Origin of the sequence: Streptomyces sp. NPDC058000, from assembly GCF_042886435.1 — a bacterium.
Classification (GTDB): Bacteria; Actinomycetota; Actinomycetes; order Streptomycetales; family Streptomycetaceae; genus Streptomyces.
Genome location: NZ_JBHVQS010000056.1, coordinates 15,931 through 33,855 on the forward strand (window position 1 = coordinate 15,931; position 17,925 = coordinate 33,855).

The window sequence follows — 17,925 nt, forward strand, 5'->3', positions numbered from 1 at the left end:
GCCCCATGGCGGTTGAGGACGCACGGGGCATGCGTGTCCTGGCGGTCTGCGGTGGACTGGGGCTGCTCTACGCCGTTGCGCTCGGGGTCTGCCTCACGCCCTCGCGGACGCTCCCCTGGGCTCTGGGCGCGGTAGTGCCGTGTTACCTGGCGGGGCTGTCATTGTGCTGGAAGGCCCCGGGACATCCGGTCGCGCGGCGGGTGCTGGCGGCCGGGGCGTGGGCGGCCCTGGGGCTGGTGGTGCGGTTCACCGTAGCGCTCCTGGGCTCTTTTGCCGACTGGGTTCCGGGACCGACCACCAGTTGGCCGCTGCTGTTGCTGGTCCGGACGATCGACGTGGTGGCGGCCGTCATGATCGGCCGGCTACTCGCCCTGCTGCCGGACGGCGGCGAGCGCTACGCCCACGAACGCGTCGCGCTGCGGTCGTTGTGGCTGCTGGTCGCGGCTCCGCTCGTGCTGATGGCGGTGCCGATGCCCCTGTGGTTGCGGCTGCGCCTGCTGGTCCAGCCAGAGGCATGGATGCCCGCGGTGGGGGCGGGCCTGTTGCTGGTGCGGTCGATGCTGGACGCACGACGCCCGGGCGCCCAGAGCGCGCTCTGGTGGCGAACGGTCGCGGCAGTGGCCTTCGCCCTGTTCGCCGCACGAGGCTCCATGAGGTTGTTCCGGATGTGGCAGGGAGACAGCGGGCCGGCATACTTCATCGGCTGCGCCCTGGGCGCGTTGCCCTACGTTCTGATCTCGTTGGGTCTGGTGTACGTGGGGTTCCGGCACCGGCTGCCGGGGCTGGACTTCACCGCCCGGCGCTCCACCGTCTACGGACTGCTCTGGATCATCATCGGCGGGTGGTACCTGGGCATGGTCACCGCCCTCGGGCTCACCGCGAGCCAGTACCTGCCCATCAGCACGGCGGTCCTGGTGACCGTCAGCGCGACCATGCTGTGTCAGCCCCTACGCCGACAGGCCAACCGGCTGGCCGCGCGACAGGTGTTCGGGGCGCGTCCCTCCAACTTCGAACTGCTGGTGCAGTTCGGTACGACCCTTGAGCACGCCTACGACCTGACGCTGCTGGCGCCGCAGTTCGCCGTCAGTCTGCAAGAGTGGCTGGACCTGCGCTGGGTGCATGTCGAGTTGGGCACCCCCGGGCCGGAGCGGCTCCCCTTTGCCAGAGGGACGGCGGGCGTGGTGCCCGACGGGGCGGACTCGTCACGGACCAGGGTAGGGCTCTGCTACGGCGACGACGCCCTCGGCTTCATCGAGTACGGACCCAAGGACGAGGGACGGTTCACCCCCGAGGACCGTGACCTCGTCGAGACCCTCGCCCGACAGGCGGCACTCGCGGTGCACAACGCACGGCTCAACGCCGAACTGTCCATCCGCATCGAGGAAGCGCAGCGGCAGGCCAGCGAGCTCAACGCCTCCCGCACGCGCATCGTGCAGGCCCAGGACACCGAGAGGCGCAGGATCGAGCGCCAGCTCCACGACGGAATCCAGCAGGAACTCGTCGCGCTCGTGGCGAAGCTACGGCTCGCCCGCAACCAGCTCTGCCGCAACGGCGACACGGTCTACACCACCCTCACCGAGCTCCAGGACGACGCCTACCGGGTCATCGACGGGCTGCGCGAGCTCGCCCACGGCATCCATCCACCCGTGCTGACCGACCAGGGCCTCGCGGCGGCCGTGATGTCCCGGGCCCGCAGACTGCCGATCCCGGTGACCGTCGAGATCGAGTCGTCCGTGCGTCCGGCGCGCTTCACGCCCGACATCGAGGAGGCGGCGTTCTTCTTGGTGTCGGAGGCACTCACCAACGTCCTCAAACACGCCCGGGCGGGCCGCGTGATGGTACGGATCGGGCGTGCCGGCGGCTCGCTGCTGCTCGACGTCAGCGACGACGGGATCGGGCTGCACTCGACGACCGGGCCCGGCTCGGGACTGACCGGGATGCGGGACCGGATCGAGGCCGTCGGGGGCGAACTGTCCATCATCAGCCGGCCCGGTGACGGGACCACACTGCGCGCGCGCATCACCGAGACACGACGGGAGCCCACCGATGCCTGAGCCGATGTCCGACAGGATGCGCGTCCTCATCGCCGAGGACCACTACCTGGTGCGCGAGGGTACCCGCCGCCTGTTGGAAGACACCGGCGAGGTGGTCGTGGTCGCGGCCGTCGGCACGGCGGACGAACTGCTGGACGCAGTGCACCGGTTCCGTCCCGACGCCGTGATCGCCGACATCCGGATGCCACCCGACCACCACACCGAGGGCATCACCGCCGCACACGCCATCCGCGCCGCGCACCCCGGCATCGGTGTGGTCGTACTGTCGCAGCACGCCAACGAGCAGTACGCCTTCGCGCTGTTCCAGCACGGCACCGACGGGCTGGCCTACCTCCTCAAGGAACGCATCGGCGAGCTCGAGGAACTGCTGCGGGCCCTGCGGGAGGTCGCCGTCGGGCGTTCGGTGATCGACCCGCGCATCGTGGAGGTCTTGGTGGGCAGCCTCACCCGCACCAAGGACGCGCCGCTGTCCCATCTGACACGCCGAGAGCTCGATGTGCTGCGGCACATGGCCCAGGGCAAGAACAACCGGTCCATCGCGGAGTCCCTGTCACTGTCGGAGTCGACCATCGAGAAGCACGTCAACTCCACCTTCGCCAAGCTGGGCCTCGCCGAGGAGACCCAGCTGCACCGCCGCGTCACAGCGGTGCTCACCTACTTGCGGTACGGCCCCGAACCGGCACCCTGACCGCCCGCCGGCCGCCGCCCCGCACACCTCTCCCACCTCGACGCGCTGCCCCCGGCCGACGGTGACCTCGGTGCTCCCCACCCGGTGACCACCGGGGTCCTCACAGGTCAGGGTGTACGCCTCGGTGGGGCCTTGGACGGTCGGCAGTGGCGACCGGAAGTCGACACGGCCCGTCCAGGCATCCGGGGCCGCGGGGTCGGCCTGCTGGAAGTCGACCACCACGGCGGTGTACCGGCCGGGCGGCGGGTCGAACATGACGACCTGCTGGGAGTCGGTGTCGCCCACCACCGACTCGCCCACCGTCTTCCCCGCCGGGTCCAGGACGTAAAGGTCCCATTCGGTCTTCCGCGACCTCCAGTTGACCGACACGGTCATTCTGCCGTTGTCGGCCCGTGGCGGTCCCTCGACGGTGAACGGGACCCGGTCCGCTGCCGGATTCGTGGGGTAGTCGGTGTTCACCGGCGGCAGGGCGGGCGGGTGGCCGAGGAGGACCGCCGGCTGGACCGGCGCCTGCGGCTCCCTTCCGTACCGCCCGGCCACGTAGGGGCGGGTGGAGGGGTTGACCGACCAGGTGAACCCACCGCCCCCGGCGAGCAGCGTCGAATCGAGCGTATCGGCCACCTCGAGCGGCGGCCCCTGCGAACCGTCCGGCCGCCGGACCGGCGAGGTGGGGGTCCGGAACGTCTTGTGCAGCCGCAGCCGGTAACCGCGCGGCGCCGTACCCGTCACCGTGGCGTGCGCCGCCGGGTCGGCGGTGTCGGCGAGCATCTCCAGCAGCGCCGCCCGGTTGCCGCCCTTGCCCGCCCCGGCCGCCGGCGCCGTACCGGTGTACTCGGCCACCACCCCCTCCGCGTAGGGAGGATGAGCCGTCCGCGGGCCGATCTCCAGGGTCAGACCGAGCCCTCCGGTGGCCCAGTACGACCAGTCCTCCGTCATCCCGGTAGCCTCGTACAACTCCCGAGCCGGTTCACTGCGGTAGCCGTTGTGGGAGGCGAGCCGGTCACCCAGGGCCCGGTATGCCGGCTCGTCCAGCGGCGGCTGGGTGTCGTTGGAACCCGGCGGGCGCACCACGAGGTCCCCATAGGTGTGCAGGCTCACCAGGTCGGTTACCTGACGGGTGGAGACGAGGGACCGCACATTACGGGTCTCGGGCTCCGAGAAGGGCGCCGAGCCGCGGTAGTGATCGTCGTCCCACACAGGTGAGGAGCCGGCGCCGCCCCAGAAGCCCGCATAGTTGCGGTTGAGGTCCACACCGCGCATCCGGCCGGCCGGATTGGCGGGGCACGGCCCTGTGCGGTACTCCGGCGGCGAGTCCCCGGCTTCGCAGTTCTTGCGCTTGTCTTCGTAGTCGAAGCGGGAGAAGTCACCCTTGGGCGCCGCTGCGCGGGAGACGGCGAAGCCGTCGGGATTGACCACCGGCACAATGACGCTCCGGGTCCCGCGCACCAGCGCACGGATCCGGGCATCGGTGCGGTAGCCGGAGATCAGCTCGTACGCCCACTCCATGGCGATCTCCCCGCTGGGCCACTCGGAGGCGTGATGCAGACCGAGGGCCAGCATCACCGGCTTGCCGTCCTCGGTCCGGGTCGCGTCCGTGGCCACCTCCACCCCGGACACCTCCCGCCCCTCGGCGGTGAGGTAAGGCAGCGTGAACGAGGTGACAAGGGACGGATGGGTGCGGGCCAGTTCCTTCAACTCGTACTGGTACTCGTACAGTTGCCGGTACGCGGTACGGCCGGAGGGCAGCGCGGAGCGTGCCGTCGTCCGGGCGGCAGCAGGGCGAGCGGGGGCAAAGGGCCCCTGCCCGGGTACGACATCGACACCCAGCGACACTGTCCGGGCCCGTCCGGCATAGCGGCAGCCCTGCACCACCAGCCGCTGCCCCCGGGTGACGGTGCCCTCGGCCAACTCCCGGCTGTGCGGCCCGGACGAGGCGTCGACCAGGGTTCCGCTGGCCTTGTCGAACACGGCCAGATCCCAGTCTCCGGCCGCGCCGCCCCGTGGTGTCAGCCGCGCCCGCAGAACACCGTCCGCCGGCGAGGTGACCTCGCGTACCGAGACGCCCGGAGTACCGGGGCGGAGCACGGCCGAGTAACAGGGCCGGGGCACAGCCCGGTCGGCGGAGAGCACGGTCCGGTCGATGGGGGAGGGGCCCACCGTCGACATCGCCGTCGCTGTCGCCGCCGGCGCCAAGGCCGGTGCCGGCAGACCGGCCAGGACGACGACCCCCACCGGGACGACGGCGAGGACTGGCCGCAGTGCTCCGCCACGGCCCCGCAGTGCGCGCATGATCTGCCCTTCCCCTGTGTCCGGTCGGTCGTGTCGGTTGCGTCGGTCGGTCACCGCCCTCGTCAGAGCGAAGGCGGTGACCTGGTTGCCGGCCGCAGCCGTCAGAAGGTGCTGCAGCACGAGCACCGCGTAGGCTCGGGCCAGGCGCCGCCCTCGGGCTCCTCCTGCTCCAGAACCTGCAGGGCGTTCACGTCGAACTCCATTGCCAATCACCCCCTTTCTTCATCGCAGGTCATCAGCCGGTACCGAGGTGGCCCGCGCCACCCCCGCACCGGAGTCCTCGGGTTTCGCTGCCGCCAGCGAGTGCGGCACCCACATCCGCGGGCCGCCGTGCGCGAGGCGCGCCAGGAAGGCGACCACTCCGGAAAGCCCGGTGTTGAAGTCGGCCCACACGGCCGTGCCGGTGTCGTCGGGGACGACCATGCGCCCGTCCCGTACGACATGACGGGCATGGATGCCCGTCGCGAGCTCCGCGGCCCAGTCCCGATACGTGCCGTCACCGGTGGCCTGAGCGAGGTCGAGCAGGAACTCGCCGTCCCCGGCCAGGCCGTGGCACTGGGTGGGCCCCTCGTGCCAGCGGGTACGGCGCACGGCCACGGCCGCCTGCCGGGCCGCCGTCAGAAAATCTTCGTCGCCGGTCTCCAACCAGGCGTGCAACAGGAACGTGCCCGCCCCCGAGGAGCCGCTGCACCAGTGGGTCTTGCGCGGGCTGCCCGGTTCCCCGGTCCGCCAGTACGCGCACCCGTCCTCCACCTCGGCGACGGCGAGCAGCGTCCGGGCGGCCTCGACGGCGAGCTCGGCGTACCCGGCCGTACCGGTGGCCCGTGCAGCCGCCAGGAGGAAGGCGCCGACCCCCGCCACGCCGTGCGCGAACCCGTAGTGAGCGAGAGTGTCGGAGGTCGCCAGCGCCTCCCCGGGAATCGGCCACAGCAGCAGACCATCCCTGCGCACCGCCAACGCCGCCACTGCCTCGGCCGCCCGCCGCGCCCGGTCCAGGAACCGCGGCTCCCCCGTAGCCTCCCAGAATCGCAGCTGGGTCAGCCCGGCCCCGGCCACACCGTGGCAGACATCGGGCACCGGACCCTCCACCGGTGTCCCCGCCGCCAGCCCCGTGGCGTGTGCCAGCAGCGACGTGTCCGCCAGCAGCCCTGCCGCGTCCAGCAGCGCCCAGGCGGTACCCGACCGCCCGTAGTACAGCCCCGGCAGGCAGCGCGGTTCGCGCCCCACCAGCCCGCTGATCCAGTCCGCCGCCGAGCGCACCGCCGTACGCAGGGCCGGCTGTGGTTCGAGCCGATGGGCCAGGACCAGGACCCCGAGCACTCCGGCGGCGCCATGCTGGATGTTGAACGGGTCCGACGCGGTGCCGACGGGGCCGGAGGGCCACAGCCGGTCAAAGTGCCCTGGGTCCATGGTGGCGAGCAGATGGTCGAGACCGTCCGTGATGAGCTGCTTGAGTTCGCCCTCCCCGATACTCCGTGACACCGCAGCCGGACGGGACCGCGCCCGTTCACCGTCCACCGTGCGCAACCGGTGCAGCACCTCGTCCAGGGCGGGCCGCGCCGTGGGGTCACCGTCCAGCAACGCCCCTATGAGCGGAGCGAGGCGACGCGCGGCCGGGTTGCCCGCCGACATCCGTCCCAGCCAGGAGACCAGCCGCTCCTTCTCCGCACCGCCGCCGCCGTCGCCCGGGGCAAGCAGCGGATCGACTCCGGTGGCCAGATAGAACAGGGTGGCGCCGAGGCTGTACAAGTCGGACTCGACCCCCGGCGCGGCATCGACGCGCCCCGCGTGCACCTGCTCGGCCGCCGCGTACCCGGGGGTGTGCACGCGCAGAACGTGCTCTCCCGGACGGGCGAGCGTCTCCAGGTCGATCAGCCGCAGGGTGCCGTCGTCGGTGACCATCACGTTGTTGGGGTTGAAGTCCCGCAGGACCCATCCCCTGTGGTGCACCGCACGCATCGTCTCGGCCAGCCGGCGAGCCGTGGCGAGGGCCTCGTCGGGGTCGGGCCCCCACTCATCGCCGTCGTCGAGGACCAGCCGGTCGAGCACCCAACGGCGCAACGTGACACCGGTGATGGCCTCCTGAACCAGGAACAGGTCACCCTGCTGCTCGAACACCGCCACCGGGCGCGGGGTGAAGCCGCTGTCGGCGAAACCCTCCAGCATCCTCGCCTCGTGGCGCCGCATATCGCGTGCGTCACCCCCGGCCAGCGTGGCCGCCGCGTGACGACGCGCCTGCTTGACGATGACCGCATGCCCGGTGTCCTGGTCCACAGCCCGATAGACACCACCGGCGAAGGCGTGCCGGATCACCCCGCGCACGAGGAACCGCCCATGGAGCAACACCGGCGCGGGCTTCGGAGGTTCGGCGACCCGCCCGGGCGCGAACGGATCGCGCGGAGCCCACGACGGCGGAGCGAACCAAGGCCGACGGTTGTCACGGACGAGCGCCCCGTCCGGGGCGATCAGCATCGCAGCACGCATCCCGTCGCCGTCCAGCGTGGTGACCCCGCTGAAGACGCCGTACCGATAGTGCACAAGGCTGTGCGGGAAACACGGAAGGTCGGACAGGATGCCAGGCCCGGGGAGCCCCAGGGTCGCCCGGTGCAGCTCACCGGCCAGATCTCGCAGCCAGTCGTCGTCCCCTTCCGGGTAGACGGTGAGGAACTTCCCGCCGCCGCCCCGCTCGTAGTGCCGCGAAACCAGTTCGCCCGCCCGCTCAAGGGTCCCGGCGAACTTGAACCGGCAGCCGCGACGTACCAGCACCTCGGCGGCGCGCGACAGTACGACGGGGGCCGACAGCGGCGTCGCCGAAACGTGCAGCTTCCAGCCCTGCACCTGCCGTGTCTCGCGGGGCGGGGAGACATAACACCAGAAGTCCCCGGCCCGTACCCGCCATCCGCCCAGTGGACCCGCGTCACCGTCCCCGGCGCGCGAGAGCACCGCCGTGAGGACATCGAGCAGCACCGTGTCGCGGACCATGTCACCTGCCTCCCCTCAAGCCGACAGGACGGACCTGCACATCGGGGCGGCGAGCGAACCGGGCGCGATCAGCATCCGTGCCGAACCGGTGGTCCATGAGCCGCACCGCCTCCGCCCAGTCAGCCATGGTGCGGACCGCGGACAGCGTGCGGACCACGAACGGGTCGGCCCACCTCTCCAAAGCCCGCCGCCAGAGCACCTCCACCGGTTCATCGAGGAGATTGCCGACCGTCCCCTCGTACACCGGCATAGCCCGTACCTCGCCGTCCGGCTCCACCTGGATGACCTCAAAGCCCAGCCCCCGCGCCACCTGGTCGGGAGCCATCCGCAGCTCCAGGTTGTCCGAGGTGAGCACCAAAACGCCCGGTGGTGCAAGAGCGGCAAGGCGCGCCCGCTCCTGCTCACTGCCCAGCCGGCGCACCTGCTCCTCGTCCGGCAGTTCCCGCTCGACGAATCCGGGCCGACTGGCGAGGCCAGCGGGGATCACCGCCTGGAACGACAGGATCCGCAACTCGGGGAAGCGCGGGGCGATCCGGGCACAGAACGTGTCGAGGTGATCGACGTTGCTGCGCACCACGACACAGTCGATACCGAACTGAAGTGGTTTCAGACCTTGTTCGCGGCGCGCACGGGAGACCTCGTCCAGCAACTCCAACGTGCGCAGGGCCCGGTCGAACGATCCCGCCCTGCCCCGGATCCGGTCGTGCACCTCGGCGTTCGGCCCGTCCAGGCTGACCACGAAGCGGTGGCACACTTCCGCGAGTCGTTCCACCATGGCCCGGGTGACCGGCCAGCCCCCCGTGTAGAGGATCACCTTGATGCCGCTGTCGGTGAACCGCCGGGCGACCTCGTCGATCCAGGGCACCGTCAGCGGCTCCCCACCGCTGAGCGACACCACGCCGGGGCGCAGCGCGGCGATCGCGTCGGTGATGCGCAGCATCCGGTCACGGTCCGCCTGCCGGGTGGGGCGCCGACCTGACTCGGAGTAGCAGTGCACACATCGCAGAGGGCACGCGTAGGTGATGTCCCAGATGACGTCCCTGGGACCGTCACCGGTCTGTGCCATTCGCCCCATCGTCGCCTCCGACGTTGCCGTTCCTGCCTTGGCACCATCCTGGCCGGGGCCCTGTCGGTGGCCTTAGTCCCGCCTTGCGGTCGTCGGTGGCCGTCCGGGGCGGGGACGGGAGCGGAAGCCAGCGGACCGTCAGGTCACCGTCCTCAACGCCGCGAAGCGACCGGTCCCACCGGGCCGCGACCGACGATGCGCTGCTCGACTCGCACCGGGTCACCTCGTTGCCGGTGCTGTGAAGCGCGGGCGCCGGGCGGTATACGGCACCTTCTTGATCTGCGAGGACTGCTTCGGCAAGGGGCACCCGGACCCGGTCACCGGCCTGGCCCGTTCGCAGGCGCCGGCTCGTAACTGCGGGCAGCCACACCCGCGCCCGCAGCTCCTCCTTCGCCTCCCGACGCTCCTCCTCCACGCGGCATGCCGGTCCAACGCGCAGGCCAGTGCAGTAAAGGGGTGGGGAACCTCGGCGAGCAGGTCTGTCCCATGCCTGAGCAGGGGGAAATTCAGGGAGCCCTATCACCGTGCGTCGGGGCCCTTTGGCCCGGGTGGCGGCCACCCGGTCGAACCACAGCCGGCCATGGACGAAATCGACATGCTTGTGGAAGGGGCGGTACTCAGGCGCCGCCACGCCCCAGCACCGCCGGTGCGCCTCATGGGCGGAAGGCGCGGGAGGGGTAGGCGGTGGCGGGCCGCTCGTAGTCGGGGTCGTAGGCGTCCGAGTCGATCGGCAGTGCAGCGTCGCGCTGCGCGCGCCGATCGAGGACGTGCCGCAGCGCGGCCGCGGCCACCCAGGCAGGGAGGGTGTCGAGGTCGTCAGGACCCCGACCCGTCGCGGCCTCCAACCTGCGGTCCGAGCCGTTCGCCTCATCGAAGGCCTCGCGGATGACCGCCATCCTCACGTAGGTGCGGACCTCGTCGATGACGCTGCGGACCGAGACGAATCCGCGGCCCGTGGGGGACGACTGCGCCTCGTAAAGGCCGGGAATGAGGGCGCGGCGTGCGCCGATCAGCAGGACCGGCTCCACCATGTCCACGTACCTGTGCCAGGCCCGGCGGCGGCGCCACTCGCGGTATGCCCGTCCCAAAGGTCCCAACACGGCCTGCCCTCCGCGACGTTGATGCCAACCAGGGTCGAATTCGGTCAGGGTAGCCTCGCCCGTACAAGATCGTGAAGGGAGCGTTGATGTCGTACCGGAAGCTCTGGGAGGCGGGCCCGCGCCGCGACGAGGTGGCCGTGTTCGACAGCGGGGCGGAGGCGGTGGAGGCGGTGTGCGCGCTGCCGTCGGCCGAGGGGATACGGGTGGCCGCCGCGTCGAGCGACGGCCGGATCCAAATCTGGGATCCGCTCACCGGCGAGCAGTGTCTCGTCCTCGGAGAGGAGCGCTCCGCGGTCTTCGCGCTGTGTGCCGTGTCCGTCGGCGGCGAGACGTTTCTCGCGAGCGGCGGCGCGCACGCGACCGTGCATCTGCGGGACCCCCGCACCGGCGCGCCGGTGCGCACCCTGCCCGGACATGAAGGTCGACTGGTCAACGGGCTGTGCGCGGTGCCGTTCGGCGGCCGCGAGCTGGTGGCGAGCGGCGGGGACGACGGCACGGTCCGACTATGGGATCCCGCGACGGGCCGGCCGCACCTGGTCCTCGACGCCCGCACCGAACCATACGACGGCACCCACCCGCGGCGCGGACTGTGCGCGTTCGAGCTCGACGGCCGGGGCGTCCTCGCCACCGGCGGGGACGACGGGACGGTACGTCTGTGGGACGTGGCCACCGGCGGGCTGATCCGGCAGTTCAGCGGCGAGCCCGATCGCAACCGGGGGGCGACCTGCGTGCTGTACCGCTCCGACTACGTCTACGTCGAACCGGTGGGCCACACAGGGCCGGTGTACTCCCTGTGCGCGTTCCGGTCGGCGGAACGCACCGTGGTGGCCAGCGGTGCAGCGGACCGCAAGGTCCGGCTGTGGGATGCCGCCACCGGCGAGCTGCTGCACAAGCTGGACTGCACCGGTCAGAGCTTCGGGGTGGGCGCCGTGCAGGTGGCCGGACGGGCGCTGGTGGCCACCGTCGGCGGCGGTAACGACGACCTGCGACTGTGGGACGCGGAGAGCGGTGAGCTCCTGCAGACCTTGCAGGGGCACAGCGGTCCGGTCTGGGGCGGAGTGTGCGCACTGCCCCGGCCCCAGGGGCCGCTGCTCGCCAGCGGGGGCGGCAAGTTCGACGGGACGGTGCGCCTGTGGGACCCGGCCGCGCGGCCGGGCTCGGACCCGGGACTGCGCGAGCTGAGCGACACACTGTGCACTGTTCCGGCGGGTGACCGGATGCTGGTGGCGAGCGGGAGTCACAACGGGGCGGTGCGGCTGTGGGACGCCGAGGACGGTACCCGTACGGACGTGATCGACTGCAAGGACGGGGAGTTCAACGGCAATTGGGTGGGCGAGGTATGTGCGCTGCCCGTCGTGGGCCGCACCCTCCTCGCGGCCGCGAGCCACAACCGCACGATCCGCCTTCACGACCCCGCCGCGGGCGAGGAGGTCCGCCTCATCGGCTACTACCGGGATCCCGCCGACCCCGATCGGCCCAGGGTGGGCACCAACCCCCTCACCGCCGAAGGGAGGCCGGCCACCGGTGAGTTCACCGCGGCGTGCACCGTGCCTAAGGACGGGCGGTACCTGCTGGCGACCTGCGGGGAGCAGTCCAGCGGGGCGACCACGTGGGAGCTGCTGGCATCACGCCCGGTCACGTACGTACGGCTCTGGGACCCGGACAGCGGTGAGCACGTGCGGACCGTCGGCGAGCACGAGGGACGCCTCGACACGATGTGTGCGCTCCCGCTGCCGGACCGCACCCTGCTGGCCTGCGCCGGCCAGAATTCCACGATCCGTCTGTGGGACGTCGCGACCCACTCCCGCCCCCGTGAACTGCGCACCACCCACGGCCGGGTCAACGCGCTGTGCGCCGTGCCGGTCGAAGGGCGGACCTTGCTGGCGAGCGCCGGGCACGACGGCACGGTGGGGCTCCTGGACCCCGAGAGCGACGTGCTCGTGCGGACGCTGCGAGGCCACCGGGAGTGGGTCGAGGCCCTGTGCGTGCTGCCGGTCGGCGATCGCACTCTGCTGGCCAGCGGCAGCAAGGACCGTACGGTGCGGTTGTGGGACGTGGATTCGTTCGCGTGCGTGGCGGAGATTCCCGTGCATGCGCCGGTGACCGCGCTCGCCGCATCGCGGGAGCGGCTCTACGTCGCCACGTACGGCGGGATGCTCGGCCTGGCCGTCGAAGGCTGACGGCTGGGCGGCAAGCACCCTCGCTCCGGGCTCAGTTGTGTGGTGCCATGGAGGATGCGGCGAGGTGAGCGAAGGAGGTGCGGGCCGATGGCGACACCTGAGCGGGAGGACACGGACGCCGAGTGGCCAGGCGCGTCGGACGTCCTGGCCGTCCTGGAGTCGATGTCCGGTGGCCCCGTCCTGCCCGGCAGGATCCTCCAACGAATGGTCACCGACCATTTCCAAGAGCCGCCCTCCCAGAAGGAGATGGCACGTCTCGCGGCACACGTTCTCGACAGGCTGCGGGACTTGGCACGCGGCGAGCGTGTCATGGGGCTCCACCGGCACCACTGGCGGCGCATGAACGTGTGGACCGAGCGGGCCGACTACCTGGTCCTCGACCGGCTCAAGGACGAACAGCGCAGACGCAAGGCCCGCAGGCACAACAAGCACTGGGCCGCTCTGGGCCTCGACGCGACGCTACCGGCCGACGTGACCAAGTTGTGGTGGCCGATCGACAAGTGGCGCGCGGCGCAGGCCGCCGTGGAGAAGCAGCGGGCCTCCGCGGAGCGGGATCGCAGGGAGCAGGCATTCAGGGCCCGATACCCGTCGCCGCAGAAAGAGTCCGCTCGGGACGAGCCCGTGGGCAACCCGACACGCGAGGCGGTGGACCGGGTTCTGGAGGAGCGGGAGCGGTACTACAAGGACCGCGTCCGCCGGGGCGAGTTCTGGTGGTGACGCAGAGCAGCGCACCGGGCTCCGGCCGCGGAGGCGTAACTGGCGCCAGGGGCGCTGCTCCCAGGGTGCCGCGGTGAGCGCGAGGAGGGGTGGCCACGCGACGGCCTGGAGGCACCGTGTCGCCGAAGAGAGGGAGAACCTACGCCTTGAAGTCGGCAATCAGCTGTTTCCGCGGTACTCGTTCCAGCTCCCCGAACTGCCGGGCGGCCTGCGCCCGCTGCGCGACCCGGACGCGGCCGAAGAGGTGTGACCCCGGTGCGGTGACCGTCACCGCCGGGGCTGTCCCGGCGGTGACGTTTGCAATGGTCACCGGCTCGTAGGGTGCCGGGAGCCGTAACACCGGCGGAGGGCGTGGCGGCTATGCGTGGCGGCGGGTGCGGTAGGCGGCCGGTGAGAGCTCCGGGCTGCTGCTGGGCCGGACTGGGGTGCGGGCGGCCGCCACACCGGGTGGGTGCGGCGGCCGTGGGTGGGATCGGCCCGTGGTTCGAGTCAGTCAGCAGAGCGGCGGATCAGCCCGGCGTCACCGCACCCTCTGGCACTCCGAACCACTCCTCCAGCGCCTCCGCCAGCCCCGCCGTCGACGTCGGCGCCTGCGCCCCCGCGTCGGCCGCCCAGGCCGTGAAGCCGTCCGGACGGACGAGGACCGCCGCCAGTTTCGGGCGGGACGGGCAGCCTGCAGTCAGGGTGTCGACGCGGCCGGCATACCCCGCAGCGAGGGCCCGGAGCTCCCCGTCGTCGGTGAGGTCGAGCAGGAGCGCCCGGCCGCCGTGGAGGTGGTCCGCGAGGCGGCTGCCGTCGGTGAGTTCGAGGTCGGGGGCGCTGCGGCCGGTCAGCGGGTGCTCGCCCGGCAACTCGTACCGCACCGCGGCGCCGTTGAGCCGCGCGGCGAGGTACGTGGTGCCCGTCACCGTCTCCGCCAGGTCGCTGACGATCTCGCGCAGGGCCCGGGACTGCGGGTCCGGGCGCATGGCCGCGACCTGGGACCGGGTCCAGTCCAGGACCCACGCGCCGACCGGGTGGCGCTCGGCGGTGTACGTGTCCAGCAGCCCTTCCGGCGCCCGGCCGGCGATCACCGCGGCGAGCTTCCAACCGAGGTTCATCGCGTCCCCGATACCCAGGCTCAGCCCCTGGCTGCCGAACGCGGAGTGCACGTGCGCCGCGTCGCCCGCCAGCAGCACCCGGCCCTTGCGGTAGTCGGTGACCTGGCGGGCGTGGTCGGTGAAGCGGGTCGCGGTCCGCACCTCGGTGATCGTGACGTCCACGCCGGAGACGCGGCGCAGCCGCGCCTGGAGGTCCTCGGCGGTGACCGGCGCGTCCCGGTCGGCCGGCGGGCCGTCGCACTCCACGGTGACGACGCGGCCCGGCATCGGCCCGTAGGCGTACACCCCGATGTCCGTGGCGGTCCAGCCGACCTTCAGGTCCTCGGCGCCGGTCATCTCCACGACCGCCTGGTGACAGGTGACCTCCGGGTCCGTACCGGGAAATTCGAACCCCGCGAGCTTGCGGACCGTGCTGCGGCCGCCGTCGCAGCCCACGAGCCAGCCGGCGCGTATCGCCCCGTCGCTCGTCCGCACGGTGACGGCCCCATCGTCCGCGTCGAAGCCGGTCAGCTCCACTCCCCGGCGCACGTCGACGCCGAGCTCGTCCGCCCGCCCGCCGAGCAGCCGCTCGATGTCCTGCTGCGCCACGAGAGCGATCTCGGCGGCGGGTCCGGCGTCGCCGAGGCCCGGCTCCGTACGGTCGACCAGGTCGGCGCGCAGCATGATCCCGGCGAAGTGCCCGACGAATCCGAGCCCTTGGCCTGCGGCCCCGTCTCCGTCCCCGTCGTTCCGCTCGCGCATGAACGCCTGGAAGCGGTCCATCGCCTGCCGCTGCACCTCGGCCAGCGCGGGCAGCATGGCCCGGCGGTAGAGCGCCTCGGCACTGGGCGTGGTGATCGCCCCGCCCTTGATCGTCGGGTTCACTTCGGTGAGGCGCTCCAGGACGGCCACCCGCGCGCCTCCGAGCCGGAGCTCGCAGGCCAGCATCAGTCCGACCGGGCCGCCTCCGGCCACCACTACGTCATAGTCCATGGCGCCCACTATGGCCGAGGGTCAAAGAGGCCATTTCACCGCCCTGACCAGCCACAACAGGCGCCGCGATGTCAAGGGACCGGCCCCGCGAGGATGGACGGGAAGCGGGCCGTCCGCGCTCTTGCTCGGCTACCTCACCCGCCGGCCGCCGGTGTCCCGGCCGGCCCTCGATCGGCTCGATCAGGTGGTCGGGCGATCAGGCGGTCAGCGCCGCAAGCTCCGCGTTTTTTCGGCGAGTACTGCCGGGACCCCGGGAGGCCCGCGAGTTCCAGGAAACTGAAGGTACTTCAGCGCGAACCCGTGGTACATCGCTCTGATTCTGGCGGATGGGCCCGTGGGTTCGCGGTCAACTCACGGGCAGCTTCGGTGGCTTGCTCACAGGCTCGCCTGCCAAGTCAACCTCAACTAACGATACTCAAACCACCTGCAACGGCGGTGGGTGTCAACGTGGCAGGGGCGAGACTCACGGACCGGGTACGGGCAGCTCCGCAGCCACGCCCCGGTCGTAGTCCGCGCGGGCGGTCTGAACTTCCTCGATGTGGCACTTGGCCCACTCCTTGATCGAGGCCATCACCGGCAGCAGGCTGCGGCCGAGCGTGGTGAGCTGGTAGTCCACCCGGACCGGCACCGACGGGGTCACCGTGCGGGTGAGCAGGCCGTCGCGTTCCAAGGTGCGCAGCGTCTGGGTAAGCATCTTCTGGCTCGCGCTGGACGCGGTACGCGGCGGGGGTTCGCTGGTCAGCGTGCTGGGCAACGCGCCGACGCCGCTGCGCGGCATCCGGGTGGGCAACGTATGGATCCGCGCGGACGGCCCCCGCCTCGCCGAGTTGGCCGCCGCCGGGCTGCGTCCCAGGGTCGCCGACGTCCTGCCGCTGGACAGGGTCGCCGAGGCGCACCGCAGGCTGGCGGCGGGTGGGCTGCGCGGTCGCCTGGTGCTGGTGCCCTGATGTTAGGGGGTGGACCCGCGGGTTCGTGGTGAAGTCGCGGGGCGGTCTCCAGGGGCCGTGCCAGGAGGGCGCGGGCTGGCCGCGAGTCAGGAGGCGAACCATCTCCCGGCCCGTGTTCCGGCGACCGCGCGGGCGCTCACCCGTGCTCGGACCTGGCCGCGGCTGGACGCCCGCTCCCATCGACCTGAGCCTGCGTTCGCGTGGTACGCGACGGGCCGGGTACCCGGGATAGCCGGCGGCCGCTTGGGGTCTCCCGAGCCGGCCCGGAGCTTTGGGGTGTTTATCGCAGGTGTCTGGTGAGGATGGTGGAGAGCCCATTTGTGATCCAGGATGATTGGATGGTCATACTTGAGACTCCCCGGTTGATCCTGCGCCGCTGGCGCGAGGCAGACGTTGCGCCCATGGCTGCGGTCAATGCCGACCCCGAGGTCATGCGGTGGATCCGTGACGGCAGCGTCCGTGACGAACAGCAGACTCGCGACGGGGTCCAGGCATGGGAGAACGAGTGGGAGTCACAGGGCTTCGGCCTGTTCGCCGTGGAGATCCGGTCCACTGGTGAGCTGGCCGGGTTCACCGGCCTTTCAGTGCCGAAGTTCTTGCCGGAGGTACTGCCGGCGGTTGAGGTCGGCTGGCGGCTGGGACGTTCCCACTGGGGGCAGGGCTTGGCCACTGAGGCCGCTGCGGCAGCTGTACGGTTCGCCTTCGAAGAGCGAGGGCTGGAGCGGATCGTCAGCATCACTCAAGTGGGCAACGACGCCTCCGAACGGATCATGACCAAACTGGGGATGCATCCGGTCCGTGAAACCGTCAATCCCACCTGCGGTCGGCGAGTACGGGTTTTCGAGTTGACGTCGGACCAGTACGTCACAACCACTCGTTGATGGCGGCTACGAGAACGGTCCCCTCGTAGCGGACCGCGAGTTCGTCGTACTTGGTGGCCACGGCTCGATGTCTCTTGAGGCGATTGGTGCCGCACTCGACCGCGTGCCGTCGTCTGGTTCTGGCGCTCGCGGCGCCGCGCTGCGGTGGCGTGGCCGTGGTGTGTTCTCGGTGTGGTTGCCCGCCGCCCGGCCGTTGCGGGGTGGCCGTCGGGTGCCGGTCGTCGGTCGGCTGGGCGTCGATGGGCCTGGTATGGCGTGCCGTCATCTTGTTGTCGGTGCCCTGGCGTTGGGCGCCGCGTCCCTCGCACGACCGTGGGAACGCCCTCTTCGGGCGCCGCGAGCCTTGATCGTTGCCGAGCTCGCTGATTGGTTGGTCGGCATGACCGAACTCGGACCCGTCGCCTGGCCGCCTGCCCCGATCAAGACCGAGCGGCTCATGCTCCGAGAGCCCGAGGCCCGGGACCGTGCGGCGTTCATCGAGCTGCTGGCGTCGCCAGAGGTGCACACCTACCTTGGTGGCCCCCGGCCGCGTGAGGAACTTGAGCGCGAGATGCCCGGGGTGCCCGGGCGGTGGCCGGGGAGTTTCGTCGTTGATCTCGACGGGGCGATGATCGGCCAGATCCTGATCAGGAGGGCAACGGAGCATCGTCGCCCGGCTGCTGCGGGGAAGGCCGATCTCGGCTACCTGTTCCTGCCGCGGGCGTGGGGATTCGGGTATGCCGCCGAGGCGTGCGCGGCGGCACTCGATTGGTTCGACGGCGTCCTTCCCGGCGAGCCGGTGGTGCTCACCACCCAGACCGCCAACGTCGGCTCGATGCGCCTCGCGGCAAAACTGGGGTTCACCGAGGTAGAGCGGTTCCAAGCCTGGGATGCCGAGCAGTGGCTCGGCTTGCGGTCCCCGGTCACCCCGGCCCCTTGAGCTCGTACTGGACGGCGCGGAGCCCCAACG

At 71.4% G+C, this 17,925-nt stretch carries 14 protein-coding genes and 2 pseudogenes; 7 read left to right on the forward strand and 9 right to left on the reverse strand.

What is annotated here, in order from left to right; genetic code table 11:
• Positions 1 to 5 precede the first annotated feature (5 nt).
• Both ACFVT2_RS34725 and ACFVT2_RS34730 read left to right on the forward strand, forming a co-directional pair.
• The gene (locus tag ACFVT2_RS34725; protein ID WP_390024546.1) at positions 6 to 2,054 is read left to right on the forward strand and encodes a histidine kinase; all 2,049 of its coding nucleotides are present in this window, start codon (positions 6 to 8) and stop codon (positions 2,052 to 2,054) included.
• Positions 2,047 to 2,742, forward strand: coding sequence for a response regulator (locus tag ACFVT2_RS34730; RefSeq protein WP_390024548.1), 696 nt, complete (start codon positions 2,047 to 2,049; stop codon positions 2,740 to 2,742). The genes ACFVT2_RS34725 and ACFVT2_RS34730 overlap by 8 nt, the downstream gene beginning before the upstream one ends.
• Positions 2,743 to 3,621: 879 nt before the next feature.
• Here ACFVT2_RS34730 and ACFVT2_RS34735 read toward each other — a convergent pair.
• From ACFVT2_RS34735 to ACFVT2_RS34755, 5 genes and pseudogenes are all read right to left on the reverse strand, one after another.
• Positions 3,622 to 5,031, reverse strand: a pseudogene (locus ACFVT2_RS34735) (M14 family zinc carboxypeptidase); the annotation flags it as partial.
• Between the two features lie 101 nt (positions 5,032 to 5,132).
• On the reverse strand, positions 5,133 to 5,234 hold the full coding sequence (locus ACFVT2_RS34740) for an ALQxL family class IV lanthipeptide (protein WP_390024549.1): 102 nt from the start codon (positions 5,232 to 5,234) through the stop codon (positions 5,133 to 5,135).
• A gap of 19 nt (positions 5,235 to 5,253) precedes the next feature.
• Positions 5,254 to 8,013 (reverse strand): class IV lanthionine synthetase LanL, encoded by a 2,760-nt coding sequence (lanL, locus tag ACFVT2_RS34745; RefSeq protein WP_390024551.1) that lies wholly within the window; start codon positions 8,011 to 8,013, stop codon positions 5,254 to 5,256.
• A gap of 1 nt (position 8,014) precedes the next feature.
• On the reverse strand, positions 8,015 to 9,079 hold the full coding sequence (locus tag ACFVT2_RS34750) for a radical SAM protein (protein ID WP_390024553.1): 1,065 nt from the start codon (positions 9,077 to 9,079) through the stop codon (positions 8,015 to 8,017).
• A gap of 653 nt (positions 9,080 to 9,732) precedes the next feature.
• Entirely contained in the window at positions 9,733 to 10,110 is a 378-nt protein-coding gene (locus ACFVT2_RS34755) for a hypothetical protein (RefSeq protein ID WP_390024555.1), read from the reverse strand.
• A gap of 155 nt (positions 10,111 to 10,265) precedes the next feature.
• Here ACFVT2_RS34755 and ACFVT2_RS34760 point away from each other — a divergent pair, with 155 nt between their 5' ends.
• The gene (locus tag ACFVT2_RS34760; protein ID WP_390024557.1) at positions 10,266 to 12,359 is read left to right on the forward strand and encodes a WD40 repeat domain-containing protein; all 2,094 of its coding nucleotides are present in this window, start codon (positions 10,266 to 10,268) and stop codon (positions 12,357 to 12,359) included.
• Between the two features lie 87 nt (positions 12,360 to 12,446).
• On the forward strand, positions 12,447 to 13,076 hold the full coding sequence (locus tag ACFVT2_RS34765) for a hypothetical protein (protein WP_390024559.1): 630 nt from the start codon (positions 12,447 to 12,449) through the stop codon (positions 13,074 to 13,076).
• A gap of 139 nt (positions 13,077 to 13,215) precedes the next feature.
• Here ACFVT2_RS34765 and ACFVT2_RS34770 read toward each other — a convergent pair whose 3' ends face one another.
• The 3 genes and pseudogenes from ACFVT2_RS34770 to ACFVT2_RS34780 all read right to left on the reverse strand — a co-directional run.
• Entirely contained in the window at positions 13,216 to 13,386 is a 171-nt protein-coding gene (locus ACFVT2_RS34770) for a hypothetical protein (RefSeq protein WP_390024561.1), read from the reverse strand.
• A gap of 199 nt (positions 13,387 to 13,585) precedes the next feature.
• Positions 13,586 to 15,148 carry an FAD-dependent monooxygenase gene (locus ACFVT2_RS34775; protein ID WP_390024563.1) on the reverse strand — a complete coding sequence of 521 codons (1,563 nt, stop codon included), beginning with the start codon at positions 15,146 to 15,148 and terminating at the stop codon, positions 13,586 to 13,588.
• Positions 15,149 to 15,611: 463 nt separating this feature from the next.
• Positions 15,612 to 15,869 (reverse strand): annotated as a pseudogene (locus ACFVT2_RS34780) (winged helix-turn-helix transcriptional regulator); the annotation flags it as partial.
• Between the two features lie 22 nt (positions 15,870 to 15,891).
• On the opposite strand from ACFVT2_RS34780, the gene ACFVT2_RS34785 reads away from it, so the two are divergent.
• Both ACFVT2_RS34785 and ACFVT2_RS34790 read left to right on the forward strand, forming a co-directional pair.
• Positions 15,892 to 16,095: a zinc-binding dehydrogenase gene (locus tag ACFVT2_RS34785; RefSeq protein ID WP_390024565.1), complete on the forward strand. Its 204-nt coding sequence runs from the start codon at positions 15,892 to 15,894 to the stop codon at positions 16,093 to 16,095.
• Positions 16,096 to 16,433: 338 nt separating this feature from the next.
• The gene (locus tag ACFVT2_RS34790; RefSeq protein ID WP_390024607.1) at positions 16,434 to 16,976 is read left to right on the forward strand and encodes a GNAT family N-acetyltransferase; all 543 of its coding nucleotides are present in this window, start codon (positions 16,434 to 16,436) and stop codon (positions 16,974 to 16,976) included.
• On the opposite strand, the gene ACFVT2_RS34795 is transcribed toward ACFVT2_RS34790, so the two are convergent.
• Positions 16,960 to 17,241 (reverse strand): hypothetical protein, encoded by a 282-nt coding sequence (locus ACFVT2_RS34795; protein ID WP_390024566.1) that lies wholly within the window; start codon positions 17,239 to 17,241, stop codon positions 16,960 to 16,962. The genes ACFVT2_RS34790 and ACFVT2_RS34795 overlap by 17 nt on opposite strands.
• Before the next feature lie 114 nt (positions 17,242 to 17,355).
• Here ACFVT2_RS34795 and ACFVT2_RS34800 point away from each other — a divergent pair, with 114 nt between their 5' ends.
• Positions 17,356 to 17,895, forward strand: coding sequence for a GNAT family N-acetyltransferase (locus ACFVT2_RS34800; protein WP_390024568.1), 540 nt, complete (start codon positions 17,356 to 17,358; stop codon positions 17,893 to 17,895).
• The last annotated feature ends 30 nt before the right edge of the window (positions 17,896 to 17,925 follow it).